The 24,391-nt window shown below is 72.6% G+C and carries 24 protein-coding genes; 14 read left to right on the top strand and 10 right to left on the bottom strand.

The window, feature by feature from the left end; all coding sequences use genetic code 11:
* Positions 1 to 27 precede the first annotated feature (27 nt).
* Genes ACIP5K_RS08660 through rsmH form a run of 3 tightly spaced genes read right to left on the bottom strand, consistent with a single transcriptional unit; the run spans position 28 to position 3,607 of the window.
* Complete coding sequence (locus tag ACIP5K_RS08660) at positions 28 to 1,992, bottom strand: peptidoglycan D,D-transpeptidase FtsI family protein (protein WP_401406840.1); 1,965 nt, start codon at positions 1,990 to 1,992, stop codon at positions 28 to 30.
* 4 nt (positions 1,993 to 1,996) lie between these two features.
* Positions 1,997 to 2,614 carry a septum formation initiator family protein gene (locus tag ACIP5K_RS08655; RefSeq protein WP_401406837.1) on the bottom strand — a complete coding sequence of 206 codons (618 nt, stop codon included), beginning with the start codon at positions 2,612 to 2,614 and terminating at the stop codon, positions 1,997 to 1,999.
* Positions 2,615 to 2,650: 36 nt separating this feature from the next.
* Entirely contained in the window at positions 2,651 to 3,607 is a 957-nt protein-coding gene (rsmH, locus tag ACIP5K_RS08650; protein ID WP_401406835.1) for a 16S rRNA (cytosine(1402)-N(4))-methyltransferase RsmH, read from the bottom strand.
* Positions 3,608 to 3,965: 358 nt separating this feature from the next.
* Between rsmH and ACIP5K_RS08645 the strand changes: the two genes are divergently transcribed.
* The 4 genes from ACIP5K_RS08645 to ACIP5K_RS08630 all read left to right on the top strand — a co-directional run bounded on the left by ACIP5K_RS08645 (position 3,966) and on the right by ACIP5K_RS08630 (position 9,646).
* Positions 3,966 to 4,571 carry a beta-class carbonic anhydrase gene (locus ACIP5K_RS08645; RefSeq protein ID WP_401406832.1) on the top strand — a complete coding sequence of 202 codons (606 nt, stop codon included), beginning with the start codon at positions 3,966 to 3,968 and terminating at the stop codon, positions 4,569 to 4,571.
* A 232-nt stretch (positions 4,572 to 4,803) separates the two neighbouring features.
* Positions 4,804 to 5,850: an AAA family ATPase gene (locus ACIP5K_RS08640; protein WP_401407550.1), complete on the top strand. Its 1,047-nt coding sequence runs from the start codon at positions 4,804 to 4,806 to the stop codon at positions 5,848 to 5,850.
* Positions 5,850 to 7,244 carry a DUF58 domain-containing protein gene (locus ACIP5K_RS08635; RefSeq protein WP_401406829.1) on the top strand — a complete coding sequence of 465 codons (1,395 nt, stop codon included), beginning with the start codon at positions 5,850 to 5,852 and terminating at the stop codon, positions 7,242 to 7,244. Before ACIP5K_RS08640 ends, ACIP5K_RS08635 begins: the two co-directional genes overlap by 1 nt.
* Positions 7,241 to 9,646 carry a DUF3488 and DUF4129 domain-containing transglutaminase family protein gene (locus ACIP5K_RS08630; RefSeq protein ID WP_401406826.1) on the top strand — a complete coding sequence of 802 codons (2,406 nt, stop codon included), beginning with the start codon at positions 7,241 to 7,243 and terminating at the stop codon, positions 9,644 to 9,646. Before ACIP5K_RS08635 ends, ACIP5K_RS08630 begins: the two co-directional genes overlap by 4 nt.
* A gap of 193 nt (positions 9,647 to 9,839) precedes the next feature.
* Here ACIP5K_RS08630 and ACIP5K_RS08625 read toward each other — a convergent pair whose 3' ends face one another.
* The 3 genes from ACIP5K_RS08625 to ACIP5K_RS08615 form a co-directional block, all read right to left on the bottom strand.
* A complete protein-coding gene (locus ACIP5K_RS08625; protein ID WP_401406823.1) occupies positions 9,840 to 10,247 on the bottom strand; it encodes a DUF3040 domain-containing protein in 408 nt (135 codons plus the stop codon).
* A 275-nt stretch (positions 10,248 to 10,522) separates the two neighbouring features.
* Positions 10,523 to 11,350: a class I SAM-dependent methyltransferase gene (locus tag ACIP5K_RS08620; RefSeq protein ID WP_401406820.1), complete on the bottom strand. Its 828-nt coding sequence runs from the start codon at positions 11,348 to 11,350 to the stop codon at positions 10,523 to 10,525.
* Positions 11,351 to 11,450: 100 nt separating this feature from the next.
* A complete protein-coding gene (locus ACIP5K_RS08615) occupies positions 11,451 to 12,002 on the bottom strand; it encodes an SAV_6107 family HEPN domain-containing protein (RefSeq protein ID WP_401406817.1) in 552 nt (183 codons plus the stop codon).
* Positions 12,003 to 12,157: 155 nt separating this feature from the next.
* Between ACIP5K_RS08615 and ACIP5K_RS08610 the strand changes: the two genes are divergently transcribed.
* The 10 genes from ACIP5K_RS08610 (at position 12,158) to ACIP5K_RS08565 (ending at position 21,299) form a co-directional block, all read left to right on the top strand.
* Positions 12,158 to 12,925 carry an ATP-binding cassette domain-containing protein gene (locus tag ACIP5K_RS08610; protein ID WP_401406814.1) on the top strand — a complete coding sequence of 256 codons (768 nt, stop codon included), beginning with the start codon at positions 12,158 to 12,160 and terminating at the stop codon, positions 12,923 to 12,925.
* Entirely contained in the window at positions 12,897 to 14,981 is a 2,085-nt protein-coding gene (locus ACIP5K_RS08605; protein ID WP_401406811.1) for a YhgE/Pip family protein, read from the top strand. Before ACIP5K_RS08610 ends, ACIP5K_RS08605 begins: the two co-directional genes overlap by 29 nt.
* Positions 14,982 to 15,016: 35 nt before the next feature.
* Positions 15,017 to 15,643 carry a TetR/AcrR family transcriptional regulator gene (locus tag ACIP5K_RS08600; protein ID WP_401406808.1) on the top strand — a complete coding sequence of 209 codons (627 nt, stop codon included), beginning with the start codon at positions 15,017 to 15,019 and terminating at the stop codon, positions 15,641 to 15,643.
* Positions 15,644 to 16,274: 631 nt separating this feature from the next.
* The gene (locus ACIP5K_RS08595) at positions 16,275 to 16,493 is read left to right on the top strand and encodes a hypothetical protein (protein WP_401406806.1); all 219 of its coding nucleotides are present in this window, start codon (positions 16,275 to 16,277) and stop codon (positions 16,491 to 16,493) included.
* A gap of 4 nt (positions 16,494 to 16,497) precedes the next feature.
* A complete protein-coding gene (locus tag ACIP5K_RS08590; RefSeq protein WP_401406803.1) occupies positions 16,498 to 17,010 on the top strand; it encodes a DUF6879 family protein in 513 nt (170 codons plus the stop codon).
* On the top strand, positions 16,979 to 17,851 hold the full coding sequence (locus ACIP5K_RS08585; protein ID WP_401406800.1) for a helix-turn-helix domain-containing protein: 873 nt from the start codon (positions 16,979 to 16,981) through the stop codon (positions 17,849 to 17,851). The genes ACIP5K_RS08590 and ACIP5K_RS08585 overlap by 32 nt, the downstream gene beginning before the upstream one ends.
* 304 nt (positions 17,852 to 18,155) lie before the next feature.
* Complete coding sequence (locus tag ACIP5K_RS08580) at positions 18,156 to 18,380, top strand: DUF397 domain-containing protein (protein ID WP_401406797.1); 225 nt, start codon at positions 18,156 to 18,158, stop codon at positions 18,378 to 18,380.
* A gap of 91 nt (positions 18,381 to 18,471) precedes the next feature.
* Entirely contained in the window at positions 18,472 to 18,942 is a 471-nt protein-coding gene (locus tag ACIP5K_RS08575) for a hypothetical protein (protein WP_401406794.1), read from the top strand.
* 202 nt (positions 18,943 to 19,144) lie between these two features.
* The gene (locus tag ACIP5K_RS08570; RefSeq protein ID WP_401406791.1) at positions 19,145 to 19,759 is read left to right on the top strand and encodes a DUF4126 domain-containing protein; all 615 of its coding nucleotides are present in this window, start codon (positions 19,145 to 19,147) and stop codon (positions 19,757 to 19,759) included.
* A gap of 43 nt (positions 19,760 to 19,802) precedes the next feature.
* Positions 19,803 to 21,299: a phytoene desaturase family protein gene (locus tag ACIP5K_RS08565; RefSeq protein WP_401406788.1), complete on the top strand. Its 1,497-nt coding sequence runs from the start codon at positions 19,803 to 19,805 to the stop codon at positions 21,297 to 21,299.
* 31 nt (positions 21,300 to 21,330) lie between these two features.
* Here ACIP5K_RS08565 and ACIP5K_RS08560 read toward each other — a convergent pair whose 3' ends face one another.
* The 4 genes from ACIP5K_RS08560 to ACIP5K_RS08545 all read right to left on the bottom strand — a co-directional run bounded on the left by ACIP5K_RS08560 (position 21,331) and on the right by ACIP5K_RS08545 (position 24,377).
* Positions 21,331 to 22,230 carry a hypothetical protein gene (locus ACIP5K_RS08560; RefSeq protein ID WP_401406785.1) on the bottom strand — a complete coding sequence of 300 codons (900 nt, stop codon included), beginning with the start codon at positions 22,228 to 22,230 and terminating at the stop codon, positions 21,331 to 21,333.
* Positions 22,231 to 22,275: 45 nt separating this feature from the next.
* On the bottom strand, positions 22,276 to 23,196 hold the full coding sequence (gene metF, locus ACIP5K_RS08555) for a methylenetetrahydrofolate reductase [NAD(P)H] (RefSeq protein WP_401406782.1): 921 nt from the start codon (positions 23,194 to 23,196) through the stop codon (positions 22,276 to 22,278).
* Between the two features lie 84 nt (positions 23,197 to 23,280).
* Positions 23,281 to 23,928: a thiamine phosphate synthase gene (gene thiE / locus ACIP5K_RS08550; RefSeq protein ID WP_401406779.1), complete on the bottom strand. Its 648-nt coding sequence runs from the start codon at positions 23,926 to 23,928 to the stop codon at positions 23,281 to 23,283.
* Between the two features lie 83 nt (positions 23,929 to 24,011).
* Positions 24,012 to 24,377 carry an Rv2175c family DNA-binding protein gene (locus ACIP5K_RS08545; RefSeq protein ID WP_401406776.1) on the bottom strand — a complete coding sequence of 122 codons (366 nt, stop codon included), beginning with the start codon at positions 24,375 to 24,377 and terminating at the stop codon, positions 24,012 to 24,014.
* Positions 24,378 to 24,391: the final 14 nt, after the last annotated feature.

Genomic DNA, 24,391 nt, shown 5'->3' with positions numbered 1-24,391 from the left:
ACGGCCGGTCGGGCCGGTTCCCGCCCGTCATGGCTGGAAAGAGACGGGCAGCTTCGCGGACTTGGCGCCCGTGGGCGGCACTTGGAGGGTCTTGAGGGCGAACTCCATGACCTTCTTGTAGATCGGCCCGCAGATCTGGCCGCCGAAGTAGCTCCCCTTCGTGGCGTTCTGGATCGCGCAGTAGACGGTCAGGCGCGGCTTGTCGGCGGGCGCGAACCCGGCGAACGACGACGTGTAGCCCTTGTAGCGGCCGGTGGCCGGGTCCACCCGGTTGGCGGTGCCCGTCTTGCCGGCGACGCGGTAGCCGGGGATCCGGGCGGCGGTGCCGGTGCCCTCCACGTCGTCGACGACCGACTCCAGCATCTGGGCGACCGTCCGCGCCGTCTTCGTGCTGACGACCCGGGTCTGCTTGGGCTTGGGCGCCGGGACGAACTTGCCGTCGGCGCCGGTGGAGCCGCGCACCAGGGTGGGCTCGACCCGGACGCCGCCGTTGGCGATGGTCGAGTACACGGAGGCGGCCTGCATCGCGTTGATCGAGAAGCCCTGGCCGAAGGGGATCGTGAACTGCTGCGACGTCGACCACTTGTCCGCGGGGGCGAGGATGCCGGGCGTCTCACCGGGGAAGCCGAGGCCGCTCGGCGAGCCGATGCCGAACCTGCGCAGGTACGAGGAGAGGGTCCGGTTGGCCTCGGGCTGCGTCCTGCCGAGCTGGCCGGTGGCCAGGATGGTGCCGATGTTGCTGGACTTGGCGAGCACGCCGTTGAGCGTGAGGTGCCAGGTCTCGTGATCGATGTCGTCCTGGAAGAGACGGTCGCCGCGGTGCAGCCGGTTGGGCACGGTGACGTGGGTCAGCGGGGTCGCCGCGTTCTCCTGGAGGACCGCCGCCATCGACATCACCTTGGCGGTCGAGCCGGGCTCGTAGGCGTCCTGGAGCGCCGCGTTGCCGAGCGCCGCCGGCCTGGCGCGGGAGAGGTCGTTCGGGTCGAAGCCGGGCGCGTTGGCCATGGCCAGCACCTCGCCGGTGCGGGTGTCCTGCACCATCACGTACCCGCGGTCGGCCCCGGACTTCTTGACCTGCTCGGTGATCGCGTCCTGCGCGGCCCACTGGATGTCCCGGTCGATGGTCAGTTCGACGTCGGAGCCGGACACCGCGGGCTGCTCGGTGCTGCCGGCCGTCGGCACCTGCCGGCCGCCGGACTGCGCGTACCGGATCTTGCCGTCCTTGCCGGTGAGCTGCTTGTTGAGCTGCTGCTCGACCCCGCCGCCGCCCTTGCCGTCGGCGTTGACCCAGCCCAGTATCCCGGCGGCGAGGTCGCCGTTGGGGTACACGCGCTTGCTGCTGGGGTCGGCGAGGACGCCGGAGAGCACGCTCGCCTCCCGGCCCTCGGCGTTGGCCTTCTCGTTCAGGGTGGACCTGAGGTCCTTGATCTGGTTCCAGACCTGCGGCGTCTGCCGCGCGGCCAGCCGCACGTACCGGGTGTTCCTGGTCTTGAGCCGCTCGGTGAGGGTGGCGGCGTCGACCCCGACGATCGGCGAGAGGAGCGCCGCCGCCTGCTCGGGGGCGTCCGGGACCTTGGTGGCCTTCGGGGTGAACATCGTCGGGTCGGCGGTGATGTCGTACGCGTCCACGCTCGTCGCCAGCGCGACGCCGCTGCGGTCGGTGATCTGCCCGCGCTCGGCGGCGATCGTGTGGCTGACGTAGCGATTGAGCTGCGCCTTGGCCGCGTACGTGCTCGCGTCGACGCCCTGCACCTGGAGGAGCCGCACGGTGAAGACCATGAGGACGAGCGTGAGGCCCAGGCTCACCATCCGCAGCCGGGGCCGCGGGCTGCCCAGGCGCAGTGGGGTGGAGGTCTTGGGACGGGCGGGGCGCGCGCGCCCCGCGGCGGGGCGCGCGCCGGGGCCGGGGCGCCGCGGGGCTCCGGGCCTGGCGGTTCGGTCGGGGCGCGCGGGTCCCGGGACGCGACGGCGCGGAGGCTGCCTGTCGCTCATGACGTCACCTGCCGGAGCTGGAAGGGGCGGGGGCGGTGGGCGTGGGGGGCCGGCCGGACGCGTCGGCGGAGGCCGTGGCGGGCGCCGCCGGGCCACCGGTCGGGGTGGTGCTCGGGGTGGTGCTCGGGGCCGTCGGCTCGGCCTCCGGCGGGCGGGGCGCGGGCTGCCGGGGCGGCACGGGCAGCGAGGCCGGGCTGGGCAGGCCGCGGACGCCGCCGTCGGGGCCGAGGAACGCGGGGTCGCCGCCGGCGACCATGCCGAGTTCCCGGGCGCGGCGCTGGAGGGCGTCGGGCGCGGAGTAGGAGTCGACCTCGCGCTGGAGCTCCTGCTCGTCGTCGGTCAGCTCGGTGGTCTGCTTCCTGAGCTTGGTGAGCTTGAACGATCCTTCGTTGAGCGAGGAGTTCAGCATCAGCAGCGTGATGAGACCGCCGCCCAGCAGCAGGACGACGAGGAGGACGAACGGCGTGCGGGCGGCCTGGGAGCCACCGGAGGGCGTGCCGGGCAGGAAGCGCGCCAGCCGCGCCGCCCGGCCGCGTGCTCCGCCGGGCGGGCCGCTGGAACTGCGGGAGCCCCTGGCTCCCTCGGGCTTCCTGGTTCCCTGCGCGTCACTCTTGGTGCTCATGCCCACCCCTTCACGCGCGCGTGTCTCACTCGACCGTCATCCGTTCACGTCCTCGCGGATCCGCTGCGCACCCCGCAGCCGCGCCGGGGCGGCCCGGCGGTTCTCGGCGACCTCTTCCTCCGTGGGGAGTTCGGCGCCGCGCGTGAGGAGTTGCAGGCGGGGCTGGTACTGCTCGGGGACGACCGGCAGTCCGGGCGGTGCGGTGGTGGCCGCGCCCGCCGAGAAGACCTGCTTGACCAGGCGGTCCTCCAGCGAGTGGTAGGACAGCACGGCGATCCGGCCGCCGACCGCGAGCGCCTTCACCGCGGCCGGCACGGCCCGCTCCAGGACGCTCAGCTCGCCGTTGACCTCAATGCGCAGGGCCTGGAAGGTGCGCTTGGCCGGGTTGCCGCCGGTGCGCTTGGCGGCCTGCGGCAGCGCGTCCCTGATCAGCTCGACGAGCCGCGCGCTGTTGTCGAACGGCTCCTTCTCGCGCTCGCGCACGACGGCCGAGACGATCCGCTTGGCCTGCTTCTCCTCGCCGTACTGGCGCAGGATGCGCACCAGTTCGCCCGGCGGGTAGGTGTTGAGGACCTCGGCGGCGCTCATCCCCGTCGTCTGGTCCATGCGCATGTCGAGCGGCGCGTCCTGGGCGTACGCGAAGCCGCGGTCGGCCTCGTCGAGCTGCATGGAGGAGACGCCGAGGTCGAACAGGACGCCCTGGACGCGCGGGATGTCCAACCGCTCCAGGACCTCGGGCAGTTCGTCGTAGACGGCGTGCACCAGCGTGGCGCGGTCGCCGAAGGGGGCCAGGCGCTCGCCCGACAGGCGCAGCGCCTCCTTGTCGCGGTCCAGCGCGACGAGCCGGCAGGCGGGGAAGGTGCTGAGCAGGGCCTCGCTGTGGCCGCCGAGGCCGAGCGTGCAGTCGACGACGACCGCGCCCGGCTGCGCCAGCGCGGGGGCCAACATGTCCAAGCAGCGCTGGAGCATGACCGGGACGTGTCGCTGACTCAAGAGGCCCTCTCAGGTCCGGCGGGCCGGCGCGGACGCACCACTGGGTCCCCGCCCGCTCGTGAAGGGGATGGTGGTCCGTCGGCGCCGGGGAAGTGACGCCGGCCGACCGGAGCGGGAGGAGGCCGAGCCGTACGTACGCGCCGCGCACGCGGGGAGCGTCCGGCGGCGCCGGGATCTCCGTGTTGCTTCGTTCATGGGGTTCGGCGTCACTTTAGTCCACCGTGTCCCCCGGTCAATCAACCGGCCTGCGCGTCGCGGACCGCTTCCCGGGGAACCGGTCCCTCCCCCCGACATCACCCGAATTCACCTGTTCGGAGGAGGTCCGCGCCCGCTGTGGGTTAGCTCACAACAAGCTGCGATGGCGTTCTTTGTCCCCTCTCACAGCAGGCCACGCACGCCGGTGACCAGTAACGTCGACACCATGACGACTTCCGCATCCCTCCCCTCCGAAGGCGCCATACCGGCCGACGGCACCGTGACGGACCGCCTGGTCGAGGCGAACGGCGAGTACGCCGAGGCGTTCACCGATCCCGGCATGGACGCCCGCCCCGTGTTGCGGGTCGCCGTGGTGGCGTGCATGGACGCGCGCCTGGACCTGCACAAGGCGCTCGGACTCCAGCTCGGCGACTGCCACACGATCCGCAACGCGGGCGGCGTGGTGACCGACGACGTGATCCGTTCGCTCACCATCAGCCAGCGCGCCCTCGGCACCCGCAGTGTGGTCCTCATCCACCACACGACGTGCGGCCTCGAGTCGCTCACGGAGGAGTTCCGGCACGAGCTGGAGCTGGAGGTGGGACAGCGCCCGAGCTGGGCCGTCGAGGGCTTCCGCGATGTCGACCAGGACGTGCGGCAGTCGATAGAGAAGGTGCGCACCTCGCCCTTCCTCCTGCACACCGACGACATCCGCGGCTTCGTCTTCGACGTGAAGACCGGGCGGCTGCGGGAAATCACCCCGGCCTGACCCGGCGCGGGAGCGGACGGCCGCCGGGCCGTCCGCTCAAAAGGTCGTAAGCCCCGACATATCGCGGCCAGTTGTCCACAGGCGAGTGACACGAACCGGTAACGCCAACAAGAATGCGGTTGTGACACCGGCGCGAGCGTCCGAACTGCTCGCGCGTGGTGTCCGTGTTCGGGGTGGGCCGGTCCGCGTCACAGAGCGTCGGCCCGGAGAGTACGGGGCCGAGGAGGGCCGGGTGACGACCTATGACGATCGAGCGAGCCTCACTGATCTGACCACCACCGCGGAGCGGGTCCGCAGGTCGGTGGAGGGTGTGATCGAGGGCAAGCCGGAGGTCGTACGGCTTTCGCTGACGGTGCTCCTCGCGGAGGGGCACCTGCTCATCGAGGATGTGCCGGGCGTCGGCAAGACGATGCTCGCGAAGGCGCTGGCCCGGTCCATCGACTGCTCGGTGCGCCGCATCCAGTTCACCCCCGACCTGCTGCCGTCGGACATCACCGGCGTGTCCATCTGGGACCAGCAGCGGCGGGACTTCGAGTTCAAGCCGGGCGCGATCTTCGCCCAGATCGTGATCGGCGACGAGATCAACCGCGCGTCGCCGAAGACCCAGTCCGCGCTCCTGGAGTCCATGGAGGAGCGCCAGGTCACCATCGACGGCAAGACCTACGAACTGCCCAGCCCCTTCATGGTGGTGGCGACGCAGAACCCGGTCGAGATGGAGGGCACGTATCCGCTGCCCGAGGCCCAGCGCGACCGCTTCATGGCACGGGTCTCCATCGGCTATCCGAGCCCGGAGGCCGAATTGCAGATGCTGGACGTGCACGGCGGGGTGTCGCCGCTCGACGACCTCCAGCCGGTGGCGCACGCGCACGACATCGTGAAGCTGGTGGACGCGGTGCGCACGGTGCACGTCGCCGACGCCGTACGGCGCTACGCGGTGGACCTGGTCGCCGCCACCCGCACCCACCCCGACCTCAGACTCGGCGCCTCGCCGCGCGCGACGCTGCACCTGCTGCGCGCCGCCAAGGCGTCGGCGGCCCTCAGCGGACGCGAGTACGCGCTCCCGGACGATGTGCAGGCGCTGGCCGTGGCGGTCCTGGCACACCGCCTGCTGCCCACCGCGCAGGCGCAGTTGAACCGGCGCACGGCCGAGCAGGTCGTCCTGGACATCCTCCAGCGCACCCCGGTCCCGGCCGCCGACACCCGCACCCCCCAGCAGGGGTACGCCCACCCGGCGCCCCCGCTGTACGGCGAGCAGTCGCCCGGCACCCGGAGGCCCTGATGACGGCCGGGGGGTACCACACGGCCGACCCCGGGGGCGGGTTCGCGGACGGCGACGCGACGAACGACAAGGGGGACAAGAGCGGCCTGCGCACGGCGCTGTCCGGTCTGACCACCCGCGGCCGTTCGTTCCTCGCCGCCGGTATCGCCGCGGCCATCTGCGCGTACGTCCTGGGGCAGAGCGATCTGCTCCGGGTCGGACTGCTGCTCGCGGCGCTCCCCCTGGTCTGTGCGGGCGTGCTGTACCGCACCCGCTACCGGGTCGCCGGCCGCCGCCGCCTGTCCCCCGCGCGCGTGCCCGCGGGTTCCGAGGCGCGGGTGCACCTGCGCATCGACAACATCTCCCGGCTGCCCACCGGCCTGCTGATGCTCCAGGACCGGGTGCCCTACGTGCTCGGTCCGCGGCCCCGCTTCGTGCTCGACCGGGTCGAGGCGAGCGGCCGCCGCGAGGTGTCCTACCGGGTCCGCTCCGATCTGCGCGGCCGCTATCCGCTGGGCCCGCTCCAGCTGCGCCTGACCGACCCGTTCGGCATGTGCGAGCTGACCCGGTCCTTCTCGGCGTACGACACTCTGACGGTGATCCCGCGCGTGGAGCCGCTGCCGCCGGTGCGGCTGGCCGGGGAGGCCAAGGGGTACGGGGACGGGCGGCAGCGCTCGCTCGCGCTGGCCGGCGAGGACGACGTGATCCCCCGCGGCTACCGCTACGGCGACGACCTGCGCCGCGTCCACTGGCGCTCGACCGCGCGCTACGGCGAGCTGATGGTGCGCCGCGAGGAGCAGCCGCAGCGGGCCCGCTGCACGGTGCTGCTCGACACGCGCGACGGCGCCTTCCAGGGCGCGGGCCCCGACGCGGCCTTCGAATGGGCGGTGTCCGGCGCGGCCTCCGTCCTGGTCCACATGCTCGAACGGGGCTTCTCGGTCCGGCTGCTGACCGACACCGGCAACTCGGTGCCGGGCGAGGGCAGCGACGGGTTCGCGGGCGCCAGCCAGGAGTCGGCGGACGCCGCGGGCCTGATGATGGACACCCTCTCCGTCGTGGACCACTCGGACTCGGTGTCGCTGTCGGCCGCGTACGACGGGCTGCGCGGCGGTAACGAGGGCCTGCTCATCGCCTTCTTCGGCGACCTCGACGAGGAGCAGGCCGCCGTGGCCGCCAAGATGCGGCAGCGCAGCGGCGGCGCGATCGCCTTCCTGCTGGACAGCGAGACCTGGTCGCACGGCGGCGCGGCCCCGGCCGGGCGCTGCGCCGAGCGGCAGCGCATGCTCCAGGACGCGGGCTGGACGGCGGTCGCCGTACCGGCAGGCGCGCCCCTGGTGGAGGCGTGGCGGCAGGCGGACCACGACCGTTTCGGCACGAGCACGGCAGGTATGAGCGGCGCGGGGGGCTGGTCATGAGCGGTGGAGCCCGACTGTCGATCTGCGCGACCCTGGCGACGTTCCTGGCCTCCTGCTCGCTGCTGCCCCTGGTCGACCGGTCGGCCTGGCTGCTGGAGGCGGCGGTCCTGCTGACGATCCAGGCGGCGGTGGGCGCCGCGGCCCGCAGGGTGCCGCTGGCCCGGCCGCTGACGATCGCGGTGCAGGCGCTGGTGTCGCTGCTGCTGCTCACCCTGACGTTCGCGCGCGAGCAGGCGGTCGCCGCGATCGTCCCCGGCCCGGACGCCTTCCGGTACTTCGGGCTGCTCCTGGAGTCGGGCGGCGACGACGTCGGCCGGTACGCCATCCCGGCGCCGGTGTCCGACGGCATCCGGCTGATGCTGGTGGGCGGCGCGCTGGTGATCGGGCTGGCGGTGGACGCGCTGGCGGTGACCTTCCGCAGCGCGGCCCCGGCCGGGCTGCCGCTGCTCGCGCTGTACTCGGTGGCCGCCGGGCTCTCCGAGGGCGGCGCCGACTGGCTGTGGTTCGTCCTCGCGGCCGGCGGCTATCTGGTGCTGCTGCTCGCCGAGGGGCGCGACCGGCTCTCGCAGTGGGGGCGGGTCTTCGGCGGCACCGGACGCGGGGTCGGCAGCACGCCGGTGGCCGACGGCCCGGGCGCCGCGACCGCCCCGGTGCGCACCGGGCGGCGGATCGGCGTGGTGGCCCTGGGCATCGCGCTGGTGGTGCCGCTGGCGCTGCCCGCACTGGACGGCGGCGTGCTCGGCCCGGCGGGGTCGGGGGCGGGGTCGGGCTCGGGCGGCGGGGGCATGATCTCCGCGGTCAATCCGCTGGTCTCGCTCCAGAACAGCCTGAACCAGCCGGAGGACCGCACGGTCCTGACGTACCGGACCAACGCCGAGCAGTCCTCGGAGATGTATCTGCGGATCGTCTCCCTCGACGAGTTCGACGGCACCACCTGGCGCCCGTCGGTGCGCAGCATCACCGACGTCCCCTCGACGCTGCCGAACCCGCCGGGCCTCGGACCGGACATCCGCAGGACCGAGGTCCAGACGAACATCAAGGCCGCCGACTGGTACACCCAGAACTGGCTGCCGATGCCGTACCCCGCCTCGCAGGTGCGGATCGACGGGCACTGGCGGTTCGAGGAGGTCGGCCGGACCCTGGTGGGCGACCGCGGGCAGACCACGCGCGACGAGCAGTACAGCGTGAAGAGCCTGGTCGTGCAGCCGACGGCCCAGCAGCTGGCCAACGCGGGCCGGCCGCCGGAGAGACTCGCGCGGGAGTTCACGAAGGTGCCCGCGTCGCTGCCCGACGTGGTGAACCGGACGGCGCTGCGGATCACGCAGGGCGCGACGAACAACTACGAGCGCGCGGTGAAGCTCCAGAACTACTTCGCGGTCGACGGCGGGTTCACGTACAACACCGAGGTGCAGGCGGGCAGCGGTTCGGCGGCCATCGTCCGGTTCCTGAAGCAGAAGGAGGGCTTCTGCGTCCACTTCGCCTTCTCGATGGCGGCGATGGCGCGGACGCTGGGCATCCCGGCCCGGGTCGCGGTCGGCTTCACGCCGGGCTCGGCCGGGGGCGACGGGACGTACACGGTGGGGCTGCGGGACGCGCACGCCTGGCCCGAGCTGTACTTCGAAGGGGTCGGCTGGACCCGCTTCGAGCCGACGCCGACGCGTGGCTACACCCCGGAGTACACGCAGGACGACACGCCGGCCGACGGTTCGTCCGTCTCGACGGCGCCCACCGAGTCCGCCTCGGCGGCGACGTCCTCGGCGCAGCCGTCGGCGTCGGAGAGCTGCTCGGCGCAGCAGCGCAAGGAGGACGGGTGCGCGAGCACGGCCCCCGCGCTGGTGACCGGCGGGTCGGACGACGGGCCGCCGCTCGGCACGATCCTGCTGGTGGCGCTCGCGGCGCTCCTGGTGCTGCTGGTGCCGCTGCTCCCGCTGCTGTGGCGGCTGCGGGTCCGGGCGCTGCGCCTGGGGTCGGGGGGCCGCACCGACGCCGGTGTCGCGGGGCGCACCCTGGCGGCGTGGCAGGAGCTCACGGACACGGCGTGGGACCACGGCATCGCGCCGGACGACTCGCTGACCCCGCGCGGGGCGGCGGCCCGGATCGTGCTGCTCGGGCGGCTGGACGCGCCGGCCGCGGATGCGGTGGGGCGGGTGGCGGCGGCGGTGGAGCAGGTGCTGTACGCGCCCCGGCCGCAGCCCGCGTCGGGTCTCGGCGACGACGTGCGGCGGGCGCACGCCGCGCTGCACGCCGCGGTGAGCCGGTCGGCGCGGCTGCGGGCGACGCTCGTGCCGCGCTCGGCCGTCCGGGTGGTGTGGGCCCTCGGCGAGCGCCGGTCACGGTTCACGGCGGGGCTGCGGGCGCGCTGGGGCGCGGGCCGTTCCCGGCCGACCGGTCAGGAGAGCTGACGCACGGAGCGTGCCGCGAAGGCGCCGGCCCCCGCGGGGGCCGGCGCCTTCGCTCGTCGTACGGGGGCGTGGTGCGGGGGCGTGGTGCAGGGGGCGCGGGCGTGGGCCGGGACGCACAAAGGGTGACCGCGGCTCGCGGTCACCCTTCACACACGTACGTCCCTGGAACGGTCCGCGTCGCACCCGGAGGTGGTCAGCGGGCGCCGCCCTGTTCGTCCCGGCGGCGCTGCCAGCGCTCCTCGATGCGGTGCATCATCGACCGCTTCGGTTTGCCCTGGCGCCGGGCCGCTGTGCCTCCCGGCACGGCTCCCGCCGGCTGTTCTCCCGGCTTGGGCGCTTTGCGCCAGCCGGTGACAGCGAGCACCGCGCATCCCAGCATGACGAGGAATCCCACCACGCTGATCCAGATCCGGTTCGCGACCATTCCAGCCATGAGGAGCGCGATACCCACAAGGAAGCCGGCCACCGCCTGGTAGACCCGACGTCGGGTATACGTACGCAGCCCGCTTCCCTCAAGCGCTGTCGCGAACTTGGGATCTTCGGCGTACAGCGCTCGCTCCATCTGCTCGAGCATGCGCTGCTCGTGCTCCGAGAGCGGCACGGAGTCCTCCTCATCGTGCAGTCGCCGGGGCGACCGGGGGTCCCCTTCAGGATAGGCAGGGAATCGCCCCCGTGAAACCCGCCCCTCTACGCCAACTTCACCATTCCGGACCGCATCACGCCGCTCCGGCCTCCTGAGGCGTCATTCCCCGGTGGCCGTCCCGTCATGCCGGGCGGTCTCCCCCGATCATACGGCGCCGGGCGCCGGAGCGGGGGGCCTGTGGCGTACTCCGTCTGCCGCTGCGCCGCTGATCAGCGGTGCGACGTGCCGGTCGCTCAGGCCCCGTCCTGCGCGTGCTTCTCACCCAGCACGTGCAACTGGGTCGCCACGGCGTGGAAGGCGGGCAGCTCGGCGGCGGCCGCCTCCAGCTTGAGCAGTTCCTGAAGGGCTCCCGGCTCGGTGTCCACCAGGGCTCCGGGGACCTGGTCGGCGAAGACCCGGACGCCGTGCACGGCGGCGACATCCACGCCCGTGCCGGCGACCAACCGGGTGAGCTGCTCGGCGGTGAAGCGGCGGGGCACCGGGTCGGCGTCGCCCCAGCGGCCCGCCGGGTCGTCGAGCGCCTGCCGGGCCTCCTTGAAGTGACCGGCGAGGGCGCGGGCGAGCACGGCGCCGCCGAGGCCCGCGGCGAGCAGGCTGAGCACACCGCCGGGACGCAGCGCGCCCACGGCGTTGCGCACGCCCTCCTCGGGCTCCTCCACGTACTCCAGGACGCCGTGGCACAGCACCGCGTCGTAGCCGCCCCGCTCGACGACGTCGAAGAGTCCGGAGACGTCGCCCTGGACGCCGCGCACGCGGTCGGCGACGTCCGCCTCGGCGGCGCGGCGCTCCAGTGCGAACAGTGCGTTCGGACTGGGGTCGACGACGGTGACGCGGTGGCCGAGGCGGGCGACCGGCACCGCGAAGTTGCCGCTGCCGCCGCCGGTGTCGAGGACGTCGAGCGCCTGGCTCCCCGCGGCCTTGGCGCGCCGGTCGAGGGCCGCCTTGAGGACCTCCCAGACCACGGAGGTGCGCAGCGAGGCGCGGGGGCCGAAGGGGTCGGAGCGCTGCGACGTCGACTGCGGCTGCGGACGGGAGGCGGGCGGGTGAGTCGGGTCCGACACTGCAGGTGACTCCTCGGCGCGGCTCCGGCCGACGGGCGGAGCGTGAACTGGTGCGGGCGCCTCCACCCTAATGGCCCCGGCCACGGGAGCTCGCCAGTGCTCACCCGGCGTCGGACACGGTCCGCTCCTCGCCCTCCCGGCGGGGTCCCGGCAGGACCGGCTGGAGGACGAGCATCCGCTCGACGAGGCGCAGGAACATCGCCACGTCGCGCAGCAGGTCGTCGGCGTCGCGGGCGCCGGCCGCGCCGCGGATGCCCGCCTCGGCGCGGGCGCGGCGGGTGGCCCCGGAGGCGAAGAGGGCGCTCCACTCGGCCAGCTCGGGAGCTATCTCGGGGAGCACCTCCCAGGCGCTGCGGATCCGGGCGCGGCGCCGGGGGGTGTCCTCGGGGCGGCCGCGGGCGGCGAGGACGGCGGCGGCGGTGCGCAGGGCGGCGAGGTGGGCCGTCGCGTACCGCTCGTTCGGTGCGTCGAGGGTCTCCGCCTCGTCGAGCCCCGCGCGGGCCTGGGCGAGCAGGTCGAGGGCGGCCGGCGGCGCGCCGGCCCGGCGCAGCACCGGGTGGACGTCGCTCGCCGGGCCGGTCGGTGAGGCAGGGCCGGTGGCGGCGCGGTGTCGTGCGGCCGCGGACGCGGTCGATGCGCGATGTCCAGCCATGACGAACCTCCTGTCATCTGTGTGACGGCGCAGTGGCCGTATGTGTCCATAGTGGAGGGACCCACTGACAATCCGTCCTGACCTGCACCTTTGCCTTGATCGGAGGTTCGGGTTAGCTTTTTGCACTGACCAGTCAGTTCAATTGGGGGAGGGTCATGGACGGGCCGCTGGGCGGGGCCGCCGTCACCGCCGCGGGGTTCGGGGTGAAGGGGCCGCGCGGCTGGGCCTTCCGGGACGTCGGGCTCGACGCGGCGCCGGGGTCGCTCGTCGCGGTCGAGGGGCCGTCCGGCAGCGGTCGCACCTGTCTACTGCTCGCGTTGACCGGTCGTATGCGCCCGGCCGAGGGTGACGCCCGGATCGCCGGTCTCGCGCTGCCCCGGCACATGGCGGCCGTGCGGCGGCTGAGCGCGCTCGCGCACGTGCCCGGGGTGACCGATCTCGACCCCGCGCTGACCGTCGCCGAGCACCTGCGGGAGCGGGCGCTGCTGCAACGCCGCTTCGACGGTCCGTGGCGCGCGCTGCCGCGCCCGCGCCGGGAGCGCGCGGCGGCGGCCCGGCGGCGGATCGACGACGCGCTGGCCGGCGCCGGGCTCGACCTCGACGCGCTGCCCAAGAAGGCCCGTACCGCCGTGCGCGACCTGGAGCGCGTGGAGGCGCTGCGGCTGTCCCTGGCCCTCGCCCTCATCGGCCGGCCGCGCCTGCTCGGTGTCGACGACACCGACCTGAAGCTCTCGGACCAGGCACGGGCCGGGGTGTGGGACCAGCTGCGGTCCGTCGCCGCCGCCGGCACCACGGTGCTCGCGGTGTGCGCCGAGGCCCCCGAGGACGTACTCACCGTGTCGACCGCCCCCGCGGGCACCGGCGATCCGTCCACGACCGACAAGGAGACGGCCGATGCGCTCGCCGAAGCTGGCCGCGCTTGAGCTGAGGCGCTTCGGCAGGGGGAGACTGCCGCGTGCCGCGCTCGTCGCGCTTCTGCTGCTGCCCCTGCTCTACGGCGCGCTGTACCTGTGGTCCTTCTGGGACCCCTACGGACGGCTCGACAAGATCCCCGTGGCGCTCGTCAACGACGACGAGGGGGCGAAGGCGGCCGGCAAGAGGATCGCCGCGGGCGACGACATCACGAAGGGGCTGTACGACAGCGACACCTTCCAGTGGCACGAGGTCGACTCCGCGCAGGCCGAGCAGGGCGTGGAGGACGGCAGGTACTACCTGTCGCTGACCATGCCGAAGGACTTCAGCCGGCGCATCGCGTCCAGCTCCGGGGACGCTCCCGAGACGGGCGCGCTCCAGGTGCGGACGAACGACGCGAACAACTACATCGTCGGGCAGATCTCGCGGACGGTGTTCTCCGAGGTGCGCTCGGCCGCGTCCACGCACGCCTCGCGCTCCTTCCTCGACAAGATCTTCATCTCCTTCTCGGACATCCACGACGCCACCAGGAAGGCGGCCGACGGCGCGGACGACCTCCGGGACGGCATCGGGAAGGCCGAGAAGGGCTCCGCGGACCTGGCGGACGGCCTCGCGGAGGCCAGGAAGGGCAGCGGCGACCTGACGCGCGGCCTGGCCCGGCTCGACCGGGGCGCCGGTGACCTGGAGTCCGGGTCCCGGCAGGTCGCCGACGGCACCCGCCGGCTGGCGGACCGGGTCGACGGCGCGGCCGATCAGGTGCTGCCCTTCCTGAGGGACAACAAGAAGGCGATCGGCGACACCGCGCGGCTCGTCTCCGACTCGGCGGCGGGCGTCCGGCGCCACCTGGACGACCTGGTACGGCTCGCCCCCACCGCCCGCAAGGGCGCGCACGCGGGGTCGGACCTCCTCGCCGCGGTCTACGACCGCCGCTGCGCGCGGGCGCCGCTCGACGACCCGGCCTGCCCGGACCTGAAGAAGGCGATGACGGCCGCCGCGGACGTCGCCACCGTCTCCGACGACCTCGACACCCTCGTCGAGGGCGGGAACGGCGACCTGGCGGCCATGGACCGGCAGCTGGCGACGCTCCAGGCGCAGTCCGCCGCCCTCGCCCGGCACGCCCCCACGCTCGACCGGGACGTCGAGAGGGCGGTCGCGCAGATCGACCGGCTCGACGAGGGCGCCGGGCGGCTCGCCGACGGCGCCCGGACGCTGCACGCCGGACTCGGCACGGCCGCCGCCGGCGCCGGCCGCCTCGACTCCGGGGTCGGCAGGCTGGAGAGCGGCGCCCAGGAGCTGCGGAGCGGCCTGTACCGGCTGGCCGACGGTTCGGGGAGGCTGGCGGGCGGGCTGCACGACGGCGTCGCGAAGATCCCCGACTACGGCACGAAGGCCCGCGACCAGCGCACCGGAGTGATGGCCGACCCGGTGCGGCTCGCCTCCCGGTCGCTGCACGAGGCGCCCAATTACGGGACGGGTTTCGCCCCGTACTTCATCCCGCTGTCCCTGTGGGTCGGCGCGATGGTCGCCTACATGCTGATCGCGCCGCTGAACCGGCGGGCGCTCGCCGTGGGCGCCTCGTCCTGGCGGGTGACGCTCGCGGGCTGGCTGCCCGTGGCCGCGCTCGGCCTGCTCCAGGTGGCGGCCCTGATGTCCGTCCTGCACTGGGCGCTCGGGCTCCAGATGCTGCACGCCGCGGGCACCATCGGCTTCCTGTGCCTGGTCACGGCCTGTTTCGCGGCCATCGTGCAGTGGCTGAACGCCCGCTTCGGCGCGGCGGGCCGCATCCTCGTCCTGGCCCTGCTGATGCTCCAGCTGACGTCGGCGGGCGGCACCTATCCGGTGCAGACCAGCCCCGGCTTCTTCAACGCCATCCACCCGTACCTGCCGATGAGCTACGTCGTGGAGGCGCTGCGCAGGCTGATCTCCGGCGGCGGGCTCGGGCCCGTGTGGCAGGCGTGCGCGGTGCTGGCGGCCTTCACGGCGGCCGCCCTCGCGCTCACCGCGCTGACCGCCCGGCGCAGGCAGGTGTGGACGCTGGACCGGCTGCACCCGGAGCTGAGCCTGTGAGCGCGCCCGTCGGACCGCCTGTGAGAATCAGGGGCATGGAAAGCAGCTCACGGCGCCAGGCCACCCGGCAGAAGCTCTACGAGGCCGCTGTCACCCTCATCGCGGAGCAGGGTTTCTCCGCGACGACGGTCGACGAGATCGCCGAGCGCGCCGGGGTGGCGAAGGGCACCGTCTACTACAACTTCGCCAGCAAGTCGGTCCTGTTCGAAGAGCTGCTGCGACACGGCGTCGGACTTCTGACCGCCTCCTTGCGGGACGCGGCGCGGAGGACGGCCGACCGGGGCGGCAGCAACGTCGACGCCCTGGACGCCATGATCCGCGCGGGCCTGGTCTTCATCGACGAGTACCCGGCCTTCACCCAGCTGTACGTCGCCGAACTGTGGCGCACCAACCGTGCCTGGCAGTCCACGCTCGCCGTGGTCCGCCAGGAGGCGGTGGCCGTCGTGGAGGGCGTGCTGCGCGCCGCCGTGGACAGCGGCGAGCTGAGCGGGGAGATCGACGTGCCGCTCACGGCGGCCGCCCTGGTGGGCATGGTCCTGGTGGCGGCCCTGGACTGGCAGGCGTTCCAGCCGGAGCGCTCGCTGGACGACGTGCACGCCGCGCTGTCGCTGCTGCTCCAGGGGCGGGTGGGCGGCGGCCAGCCGCTGACCGGGAGGGCGTAGGCCCGCGCCCGGCGCGGAACCACGCCGGAGCGCCGGTCCGGCAGGGCCTGTGATGGTCTCAGGCCTCACCGGACCGGCGCGTCCCCCGTCGTTCCCCCGTGGGATCCCCGTCGTTCCCCCGTCGGTTCTCCCTCGGTCCCCCGTGCCTCGCTCCCGCCCCGAAGAGCGAGAGGAGCGGCCCAGGACGCCGCTTCCCGTTCCGCCGCCCCGTGTCGGCGGTGCCGGTCACCGCGTCCCTTCCCGTGGCCTCCACTCTTCCGTCTACGCAGGTAGAACCCCATCCGCGCACCTACTCATCTCGTCGCCTAGGTACGGATACTCAGACCGGCGCGCCGGTCTGCCGGGTGTGCTGACCCGTCGGAACAGCGGGGGCGTCTGCGTTCGGGGCCATTTCTGTGCCTGCGGGGCACCGCGCTGACTTGGCGCCGACCTCTGAGATGCTGCCCGACCTCCCCCTGTGCGGTCATGCGCATGCCCGGTGATCCACCCGCTGCGAGCGCTGGTCGGAGCACGTCTGCCCGTGACTCACGCATGCGCTTCCATGCGAGTACGTGACTAGAGGCTCACCGCTCTTGTGGGGCGGGTAAGACGCTCCGTAACTTGCTGACCACACCAGACCGGAGGGGTCTCAGTGGCCGAACTACGCATGATCGCGGGCGGTTCGTGCAGGAGCGATGACGACGACAAGTGCGGCAACGGTGACTGCCCGACCGTGTACGAGACGCCGGAGCCCGGGATGTTGGCCATCCAGGGCTACGACGTGACCCACCCGACGCCCGGTGGCGAATCGGTCGTACTGGTCCCCGAAGAGATCCTGAAGGAGGCGGCCCGTGCCCGTGGATGGCTCTAGCCCCGTGCAGCTCGACGGCGACGCGTGGCAGGCGTACTTCCGCGACTTCAAGCGCTCCGCCTTCCGGCTCGAAGTGCACCAGACGTACGCCATGCCCGCCGAGGCTGACACGGTCCGCGACTTCCTCGCGGGAGCCGATAGGCCGGAGGGCTTCAACACCTCATGGCACCAGACGATCCAGGAACATGCGGCGGCCGGACGGTCCATGACGCGCGCCAAGATCGTGCGTCGACCGCTCACCTCGTACAGCCGATACCTGTTCGAGTGGTGCATCCCCGGAAACGTCTCCGCCGGAGAGGACTACCAAATAGTCGATCTGACCGATCGCCCGAACCCTGGACTCCCAGAACAAGACTTCTGGCTGTTCGACGAATCGACGGTCGTCCACCTCAACTACCGCCCCGATGGAACCCAGATCAATCGGGAACTGATCCAGGACCCGGACATCGGGAAGTATCTCGCCTGGCGGGATCTCGCCCTAGAAAGTGCCGTGCCGTTCAGTGCCTATCGAACCTGAGACACAAGCACGGGAGCGGAAGGATCTGGCGGAGGCCCTTCGGGGTCTCCGCCGCGCGTCCGGCCTCAGCGGAGAGCGCTTGGCGCTCCGCTGCAACATGAGTCAGACCAAAATCAGTCGGATTGAAACCGGCCGAGCACTGCCCACCGTGATTGACGTGGAGCGAATCCTTAAAGCTCTCGCAGTCCCCGACGAGGTGGCGGACGAACTTCTACGGTTGGCACGTCGAGCGAATGTGGATTACGCATCTTGGCGCGCATACGCCCGTGTGGGCCTCTATCACAAACAAGCCGAGTTGAAGGCACTTGAGTCCTCCTCGCGTGTGATGAGGCACTTCCTCCCAGCCGTCCCGACCGGCCTGCTGCACGTCCGCGAGTACGCCGTTGAGACGTTGACACCTATGGTGGACAGCGAGCCGGCCAGGGACGTCGCGAGAGCCGTACAGGCTCGCACAGACCGTCAAGCCATCCTGGATGACGCGTCCCGCTCCTTCTGGTTCCTGATGACCGAGCAGGCCGTGAAGTGGCAGCGGGCGAGCCCCGAAGCCATGGCGGCGCAGTGCGCGCACATGGCAGAGGTCAACAGAAAGTCCAACGTCGAGATCGGGGTAGTTCCGCAAGGAATACAGGTTCCCGGCACTCCCATGAACATCTTCGTCGTCTATGACGACCGCCTGGTGACAGTGGAACTGTTCTCCGGTGAAGTCGTGCTGCGCGACCCTCGGGATATCACTCAACACCTCGACCTGTTCGACTTGTTCTGGTCGCACGCCCTCACAGGTGATGCCGCTTCTGCGTTTCTTCATGAAGCCTCAGAGGCATTTATGCGTCAACGTGACTAGCGCTTCCTACGGTTCCATTGACACCTGATGATGGATTCATGACGAGCGAAGCGAAAGCACCGCATGGTTGGCGACGTGATCCGATCCCGAGCCGAAAGGCGTACCGGGATGGGGAGCACGCAGCCGACATGGAAATGACTCAGTTGCCCTTTGAGGCGGAGCTTTTGAGTGAGCGGCTTACCGACGCGGTAGGCGGTTCCCGCTCGATCACGCAATAACTCTTTCGCGGACACGCGACTTCCACCCGCTTCGGGTGGCGGACGGCCGCGCCTGCGGCCGTGCAGACGATCAGGAGGCACCGATCATGACCGACCTGTACTCGCTCGACATCAAGGGCGCCCGGTTCGTGAAGGCATGCGGCGGCAACACCCACCCCGACGGTGAGTCGTGCGCGACCCTCGCGAAGATCGGCCCGGACGGATGGGCGCTGGGTGACAGCAAGCGGCCTGACAAGGAGCCGCTTCGCTTCACCACGGCCGAACTGGACGCGGCCGGTGTCGACCCGGCCCGGTTCGGGCTCTCTGCCTGATCTTCTGCCTTCGACCGGTTCCCGTCCCCCTCCAACGGGCGGGGGCCGGCCGGACTCCATTCGCCCGTACTCCCCCGAAGGGGAACGACAGTTGCACCACCACGGGTATCTATGGACCGGCTACAAGATGCGGTTCGACGAGGAGGCTCTACGGCGGCCTCCCCATCCGGACCCTCCCCCGGCCGACGGTAGGCCGGAGCCGGCCCAGCGGCACAGGGAAGCGAAGGCGGAGTTCCCCGTAGTAGATCTGCCGCCGTTGGAAACGGCGTACTGGCTTGTCAAGCCGAGGAAGCTCGTCCGGGGCACATGGGAGGAACCGAAGGAGGCGGCAGAATGGCTTGGAGAACGGCTGACTGTTTACGCGGCCCGGTTCGACTCCGAGGCCGACCGCGACAGCGGGCGGCTGGCAATACTCATCGACTCCGCCGCCGAACGGCTCGGGTGGGGCGGGGACCTGTCTCACGGTTTCTACCTCGAACGGCCCTCGTTCCTGTCCCTGGCCCTGGTGAGTTGCTCTCCCAATCGCGCCATGCCGGACCTGGGCTGCCCGCTCGGTCGGTAGCACTCTCAGCACGGAAGCCCCGGCCCGTTTCGCGCGCGTCATGGAGACGGCCGGCACGTACGGCCATCCGACCCCGGATGCTCTGGATACAGCCGTATCGGTGCTCGATGGTGTGCTGCCTGCGGCATGATCAGAGGCATGGTGTCGACTTGTGCTGACCCCCGCACCCCTCTGACCAACGTCTCCGCAGGTCGGTGACCTTGTGAGTGTTCTCCCCCTGGTCTTCACCAGTGGCTGGGCGAGCGGCATCAACGCGTACGCGGTGGTCCTGCTGCTCGGTGTCTTCGGCGCGACCGGGCTGACCGACGAGGTGCCCGCGTCGCTGCAACGGCCCGACGTGCTGATCGTCGCCGGGGTGCTCTTCCTGTGCGAGGCCGTCGCGGACAAGATCCCGTACGTGGACTCGGTGTGGGACTCGGTGCACACCGTGATCCGGCCGGTGGCGGGCGCGGTCGTGGGCGCTCTGCTCGCCGGGCAGAGCGGTTCGCTGTCCGATCTGGCGGCGGGCGCGGTCGGCGGTTCGACGGCGCTCGCGAGCCATGCCGTGAAGGCCGGCACCCGGATGGCGGTCAACACCTCCCCCGAACCGGCGTCGAACTTCCTGCTGAGCACCGCCGAGGACCTCGGGGTGGCCGGCATCGTGACGTTCGCGATGTTCCATCCGGTGGCGGCCGCGGTGATCGCGGCGGTGCTGCTCGTGGCCGGGCTGGTGGTGCTCCTCTTCCTGATCAGCCGGATCCGCAGGTTCCTGCGCAGGCGGGCCCAGCGGCGCGAGGAGCGGCGGATCGCCCGCGAAGAGCCACCACCCCCGCCCTGACCTGGCGACGGCGTTGTCGGTGGCGGCCGCTACAGTCCCTGGCATGGCACGAATTGCGGTGATCGGCGCGGGGATGGGCGCCATGGCGGCGGCCGCCCGGCTGGCCGTGGCGGGCCACCGGCCGGTGGTCTTCGAGCGCGCGTCGACCCACGGCGGGGCGGTGGGCCGCCTGGAGCGCGACGGCTTCGCGTTCGACACGGGCCCGGGGCTGCTCCCGCTCCCGGCGGTCTACCGCGACCTGTTCGTCAAGACCGGCAAGGAGCCCTTGGCGGACCTGGTCGCTCTCACCCAGGTGGAGCCCGCGGCGCGGCACGTCTTCGCGGACGGCACGACGGCCGATCTGCCGAACGCCCGGCGTGCGGGGGTCGCCGAGGCGCTGGACGCGACGATCGGCGCGGGCTCGGGCGCCCGCTGGTCGGCGTTCATGGACCGTGCGCGGGAGGCGTGGGACCGCTCGCGCCGCCCCCTGCTCGAAGAGCCCCTGTGGCCGAACTGGGAGGTGCTGGCGGAGCGCGAGCCGTACCCGTCCGTGCCGCACAAGCGACTGCTGCGCAAGGCGCGGACCGCGGTCACGCTCGCCGACATCGGCGTCCTGGAGCTGGGCGGCGACCCGCGGCTCGTGGCGCTCCTGGAGAGCTACGCCCTCGGACACGGCCTCGATCCCCGTACGGCACCGGCGAGCGCCGCCGTGCTGCCGTACATGGAGCAGACGTTCGGCACCTGGGCGGTGACCGGCGGCCTGCGGGCCCTCGCCGACGCGGTGTACGCGCGCTGCCTGAAGCGCCGCGTCGAGTTCCGGTTCGGCACGGCCGTCACCCGGGTCGTGGTGGAGGACGGGCGCGCGGCGGGCGTCGAGCTGGCGGACGGGACGGTGGAGGCCGCCGATCTCGTGGTGGCCGGTGTCCCGCCCGGCGTGCTGGACGCCCTCGTGCCGGACCGTTCCGTGCGGGGCACGGTCCCGGCCCGCGCCGAGCGGGCCGTCCCCAGCCGTCTGACGGCGCATCTCGCCCTGCGCGGCGCCCGCCCCGAAGGCACCCCGCACCGCACGGTGGTGCACGGATCGGACCGGACCGCCGAGACGGCGTGGCTGTTCGACGGCGGCGCGTGGCCGGGCCGGCCGACGGTCACGGTGCTGCGCCCCGGCGACGCCGCGCAGGTGCCGGACGCGGAGCACGAGGCGGTGACCGTCACGGCGACGGTGCCGTCCGGCGCCCAGGTGTCCGACGCCGACGTCGAGTCGGTCCTCGCGGCGGCCGGGCGCGCCGTGCCCGGGCTGCGCGAGCGGCTGCTCTGGCACGAGATCCGCACCCCGCGCGACATCGCGGAGGCGACCGGCGCGGCCGGCGGCGCCGTGCCCGCGCCCGCGCTGGCGGCGGCCGGGGGCACGCTGCTCCACCCGGCGAACGGCACACCGCTGCCGGGGCTGCTGGCCGTCGGCGGCTGGTCGCATCCGGGCGGCGGGCTGCCGCACGCGGGCATGTCCGGCGCCCTGGTGGCCGGGCTGGTCGTGGAGGGGCCGCAGTTCCGCGGCTCGCAGTGAGCCGCGGGCCGGGGCCGGGGGCCCCGGCCGGTCAGTACCGGTACTGCTCCTGCTGGTAGCCGTTGTCGTACCCGTTGTTCGGGTCGTGCGGCGGGTACGTCGGATAGGGCTGCTCGGGCGGGAGTTCGCCGCCGTACTCGTCGCCGCCGCGCTGCTGCGGCACCCAGACACCGCCGGGCGGGGTCTCCCCGCCGTAGCCCGCGCCCGTCGCGTACGGGTCGCCGTACTGCTGCTGGCCGGTGGCGTACGGATCGCCGTACTGGGGCTGCTCGGGGTAGCTCTGCGCCCCGATGTAGGGGTCCGAGTACGGGGCCGCGTAGGGCTGCTGCTGCCCGGTGTCGTACCCGTAGCCGTTCTGGTCGTAGCCGTAGGACCCGGTGTCGTAGCCGTAGTTCTGCTGCGTGCCCTGGGCCGCCTGGTACTCGTGGTGGGCCTGGCGCGCCTCGTCGTAGGCGGCCTCGCTGTAGACGCCGTACTGGCCGGTGTCGTCCGGGATCGGCTCCGGGGCGTACACGGCGGCCGGCCCGGCCGCGCTCTGCGGCATCGGCGGGAAGTCGTCCGCCTCCGACGCGTGCTCGTCCTGCTCGTAGTCCAGGTCGGAGACCTCGGGGGCGGGGTCCTGCCGGACCGTTTCCCTCCTGCCGCGCCGGCCGCCCGTGGGCGCCTCGGCGGCCGGGGCGCTCTTGAGGGCCCAGCCGGAGGCGAAGCCGCGGCGGAACGACAGCGTGACGTAGGTCTGCCCGATCGCGAAGGCGATGGCGCCGAGCCCGATGACGTACACCGAGGGCATCAGGACGCCGAGGACCACCCCGAGGAAGCCGCCGAAGGCCAGCAGCCGCCAGCGCAGCCGTGCCTTGTACTGAAGCAGCACCTCACCGAGGAGCCACAGTGCCACCAGTCCGAACGCGATGTAGAGGACCGCCCAGCCCATGTACGCCCCTCTCGTACGGCCGCAGCCCCAGGTGGGAACGGCCCATCAGGCCCGCTGATCGTGCAGGCCCAGGTTCTCGTAGATTTCCAGCGTCGCAGTCGAGTTGTTGAGCGTAATGAAGTGCACACCCGGCACTCCCTCGTCAAGCAGCCGGGAGCAGAACTCGGTGGCGAACTCGATGCCAATGGAGCGTACAGCGGCCGGATCGTCTTTGGCTGTGAGGATCCGCTCTTTCAGCGCCGGGGGGAAGTCGGCGTTGCTGAGCCCGGGCAGGCGTTCGAGCATCCGCACGCTCGTCACGGGCATGCACTCGGGGATGATCGGGGTGTCGCAGCCCGCGGCGGCGACCTTGTCGCGCAGCCGCAGGTACTCCTCCGGGTAGAAGAACATCTGGGTGATCGCGTAGTCGGCGCCCGCCCGGCACTTGTCGACGAAGTGCCGCACGTCGGAGTCCCAGTCGTCCGAGCGCGGGTGCATCGCGGGGAAGGCGGCGACGCCCACGCAGAAGTCGCCGGACTCCTTGATCAGCTCGACCAGCTCGGCCGCGTACGTCAGGCCCTCGGGGTGCGAGACCCAGTCGCCCATCGGGTCGCCGGGCGGATCGCCGCGCACCGCCAGCATGTTCCTGATCCCGGCATCCGCGTACTGCCCGATGATGTTGCGCAGCTCGGCGACGGAGTGCTCGACGGCGGTGATGTGGGCGACCGGCGTGAGGGTCGTGTCGGCGACGATCTGCTCGGTCTCCCGGACGGTGCCCGCGCGGGTGGAGCCGCCGGCGCCGTACGTCACGGAGACGAAGTCGGGGGCGACGGCCTCGACCCTGCGCAGCGCGTTCCACAGGTTGCGCTCGCCCTTGGCGGTCTTCGGGGCGGAGAACTCGAAGGAGTACGTCGTCTTGCCCGGCGCGAGCATGTCGCGCACGGTGCGGGCACGATCAGTCCTGGTGGAGGGGGTACCTAGGGCCATACGGGCAGGTTACTGACGGATTCCGACGGACACTAATCCCCGTCCACCCAGCGGACAGCGGGCCGGGGAGCCCGGCGCGCGCGCTCAGACGGAGCGCAGGCGCTTGGCGAACTCGGCCGCCGCGGCGCCCGGATCGTCGGCCTCGGTGATGGCCCGGACGACCACGACGCGGCGGGCGCCGGCCTCCAGGACCTCGTCGAGGCGGGCCAGGTCGATGCCGCCGATGGCGAACCAGGGACGGTCGGTGCGCAGGCCCGCGGTGTGGCGCACCAGGTCGAGGCCCGGGGCGTGGCGGCCCGGCTTGGTGGGGGTCGGCCAGCAGGGGCCGGTGCAGAAGTAGTCGACGCCGTCCTGGACGGCGGCGGCCTCGGCCTCCGCCTCGGCGTGCGTGGAGCGGCCGATGAGCACGTCGGCGCCGAGGACGGCGCGGGCGGCGGGCACGGGCAGGTCGCCCTGGCCGAGGTGGAGCACGTCCGCGCGGGCCGCGTGGGCGACGTCCGCCCGGTCATTGACCGCGAGGAGCCGGCCGTGGCGGCGGGCCGCGTCGGCGAACACGGCCAGGTGCTCCAGCTCCTCGCCGGCCTCCATGCCCTTGTCGCGCAGCTGGACGATGTCCACCCCGTTCGCCAGCACGGCGTCGAGGAACTCCGGGAGGTCTCCCTGGCGCTTGCGCGCGTCGGTGCACAGGTAGACGCGTGCGTCGGCGAGCCGGGCACGCTGGGCGTCGGCCATGGAGATCCCCCCGTAGGTGATGCGGTGTCGGTGGCGTGCGCGCGCCGCGGGACGCGGGGCGCGCACGCCGGACGGTCGTCAGGTCAGACGGCGAGCGCCTGGGCGCGGCGCTTCACCTCCGTGCCGCGATTCTCGCTCAGCGCCTGCGCGGGCGTGCCCGGCAGGGTCGGGTCGGAGGTGAAGAGCCACTCCAGGATCTCTTCGTCGGAGAAGCCGTCGTCCCGCAGGACCGTCAGGAGGCCGACGAGCCCCTTGACGATCTTGTCGCCGTCGATGAAGGCGGCGGGCACGTGCAGCGCGCGGTTCTCCCCGCGGCGGACGGCGATCAGCTGGCCTTCCTTCACCAGCTGGCGCACCCGCGTCACCTCGATGTCCAACTGCTCGGCGATGTCGGGGAGGGTCAGCCACTCGGGGACGAGAGCATCGATCTTTGCGTCAATCTCGGTCACGGGACAAGCCTGCC

It is taken from the genome of Streptomyces sp. NPDC088785 (genome assembly GCF_044750685.1).
Lineage (GTDB): Bacteria > Actinomycetota > Actinomycetes > Streptomycetales > Streptomycetaceae > Streptomyces.
This window is presented reverse-complemented; position numbering and strand designations above follow the sequence as displayed.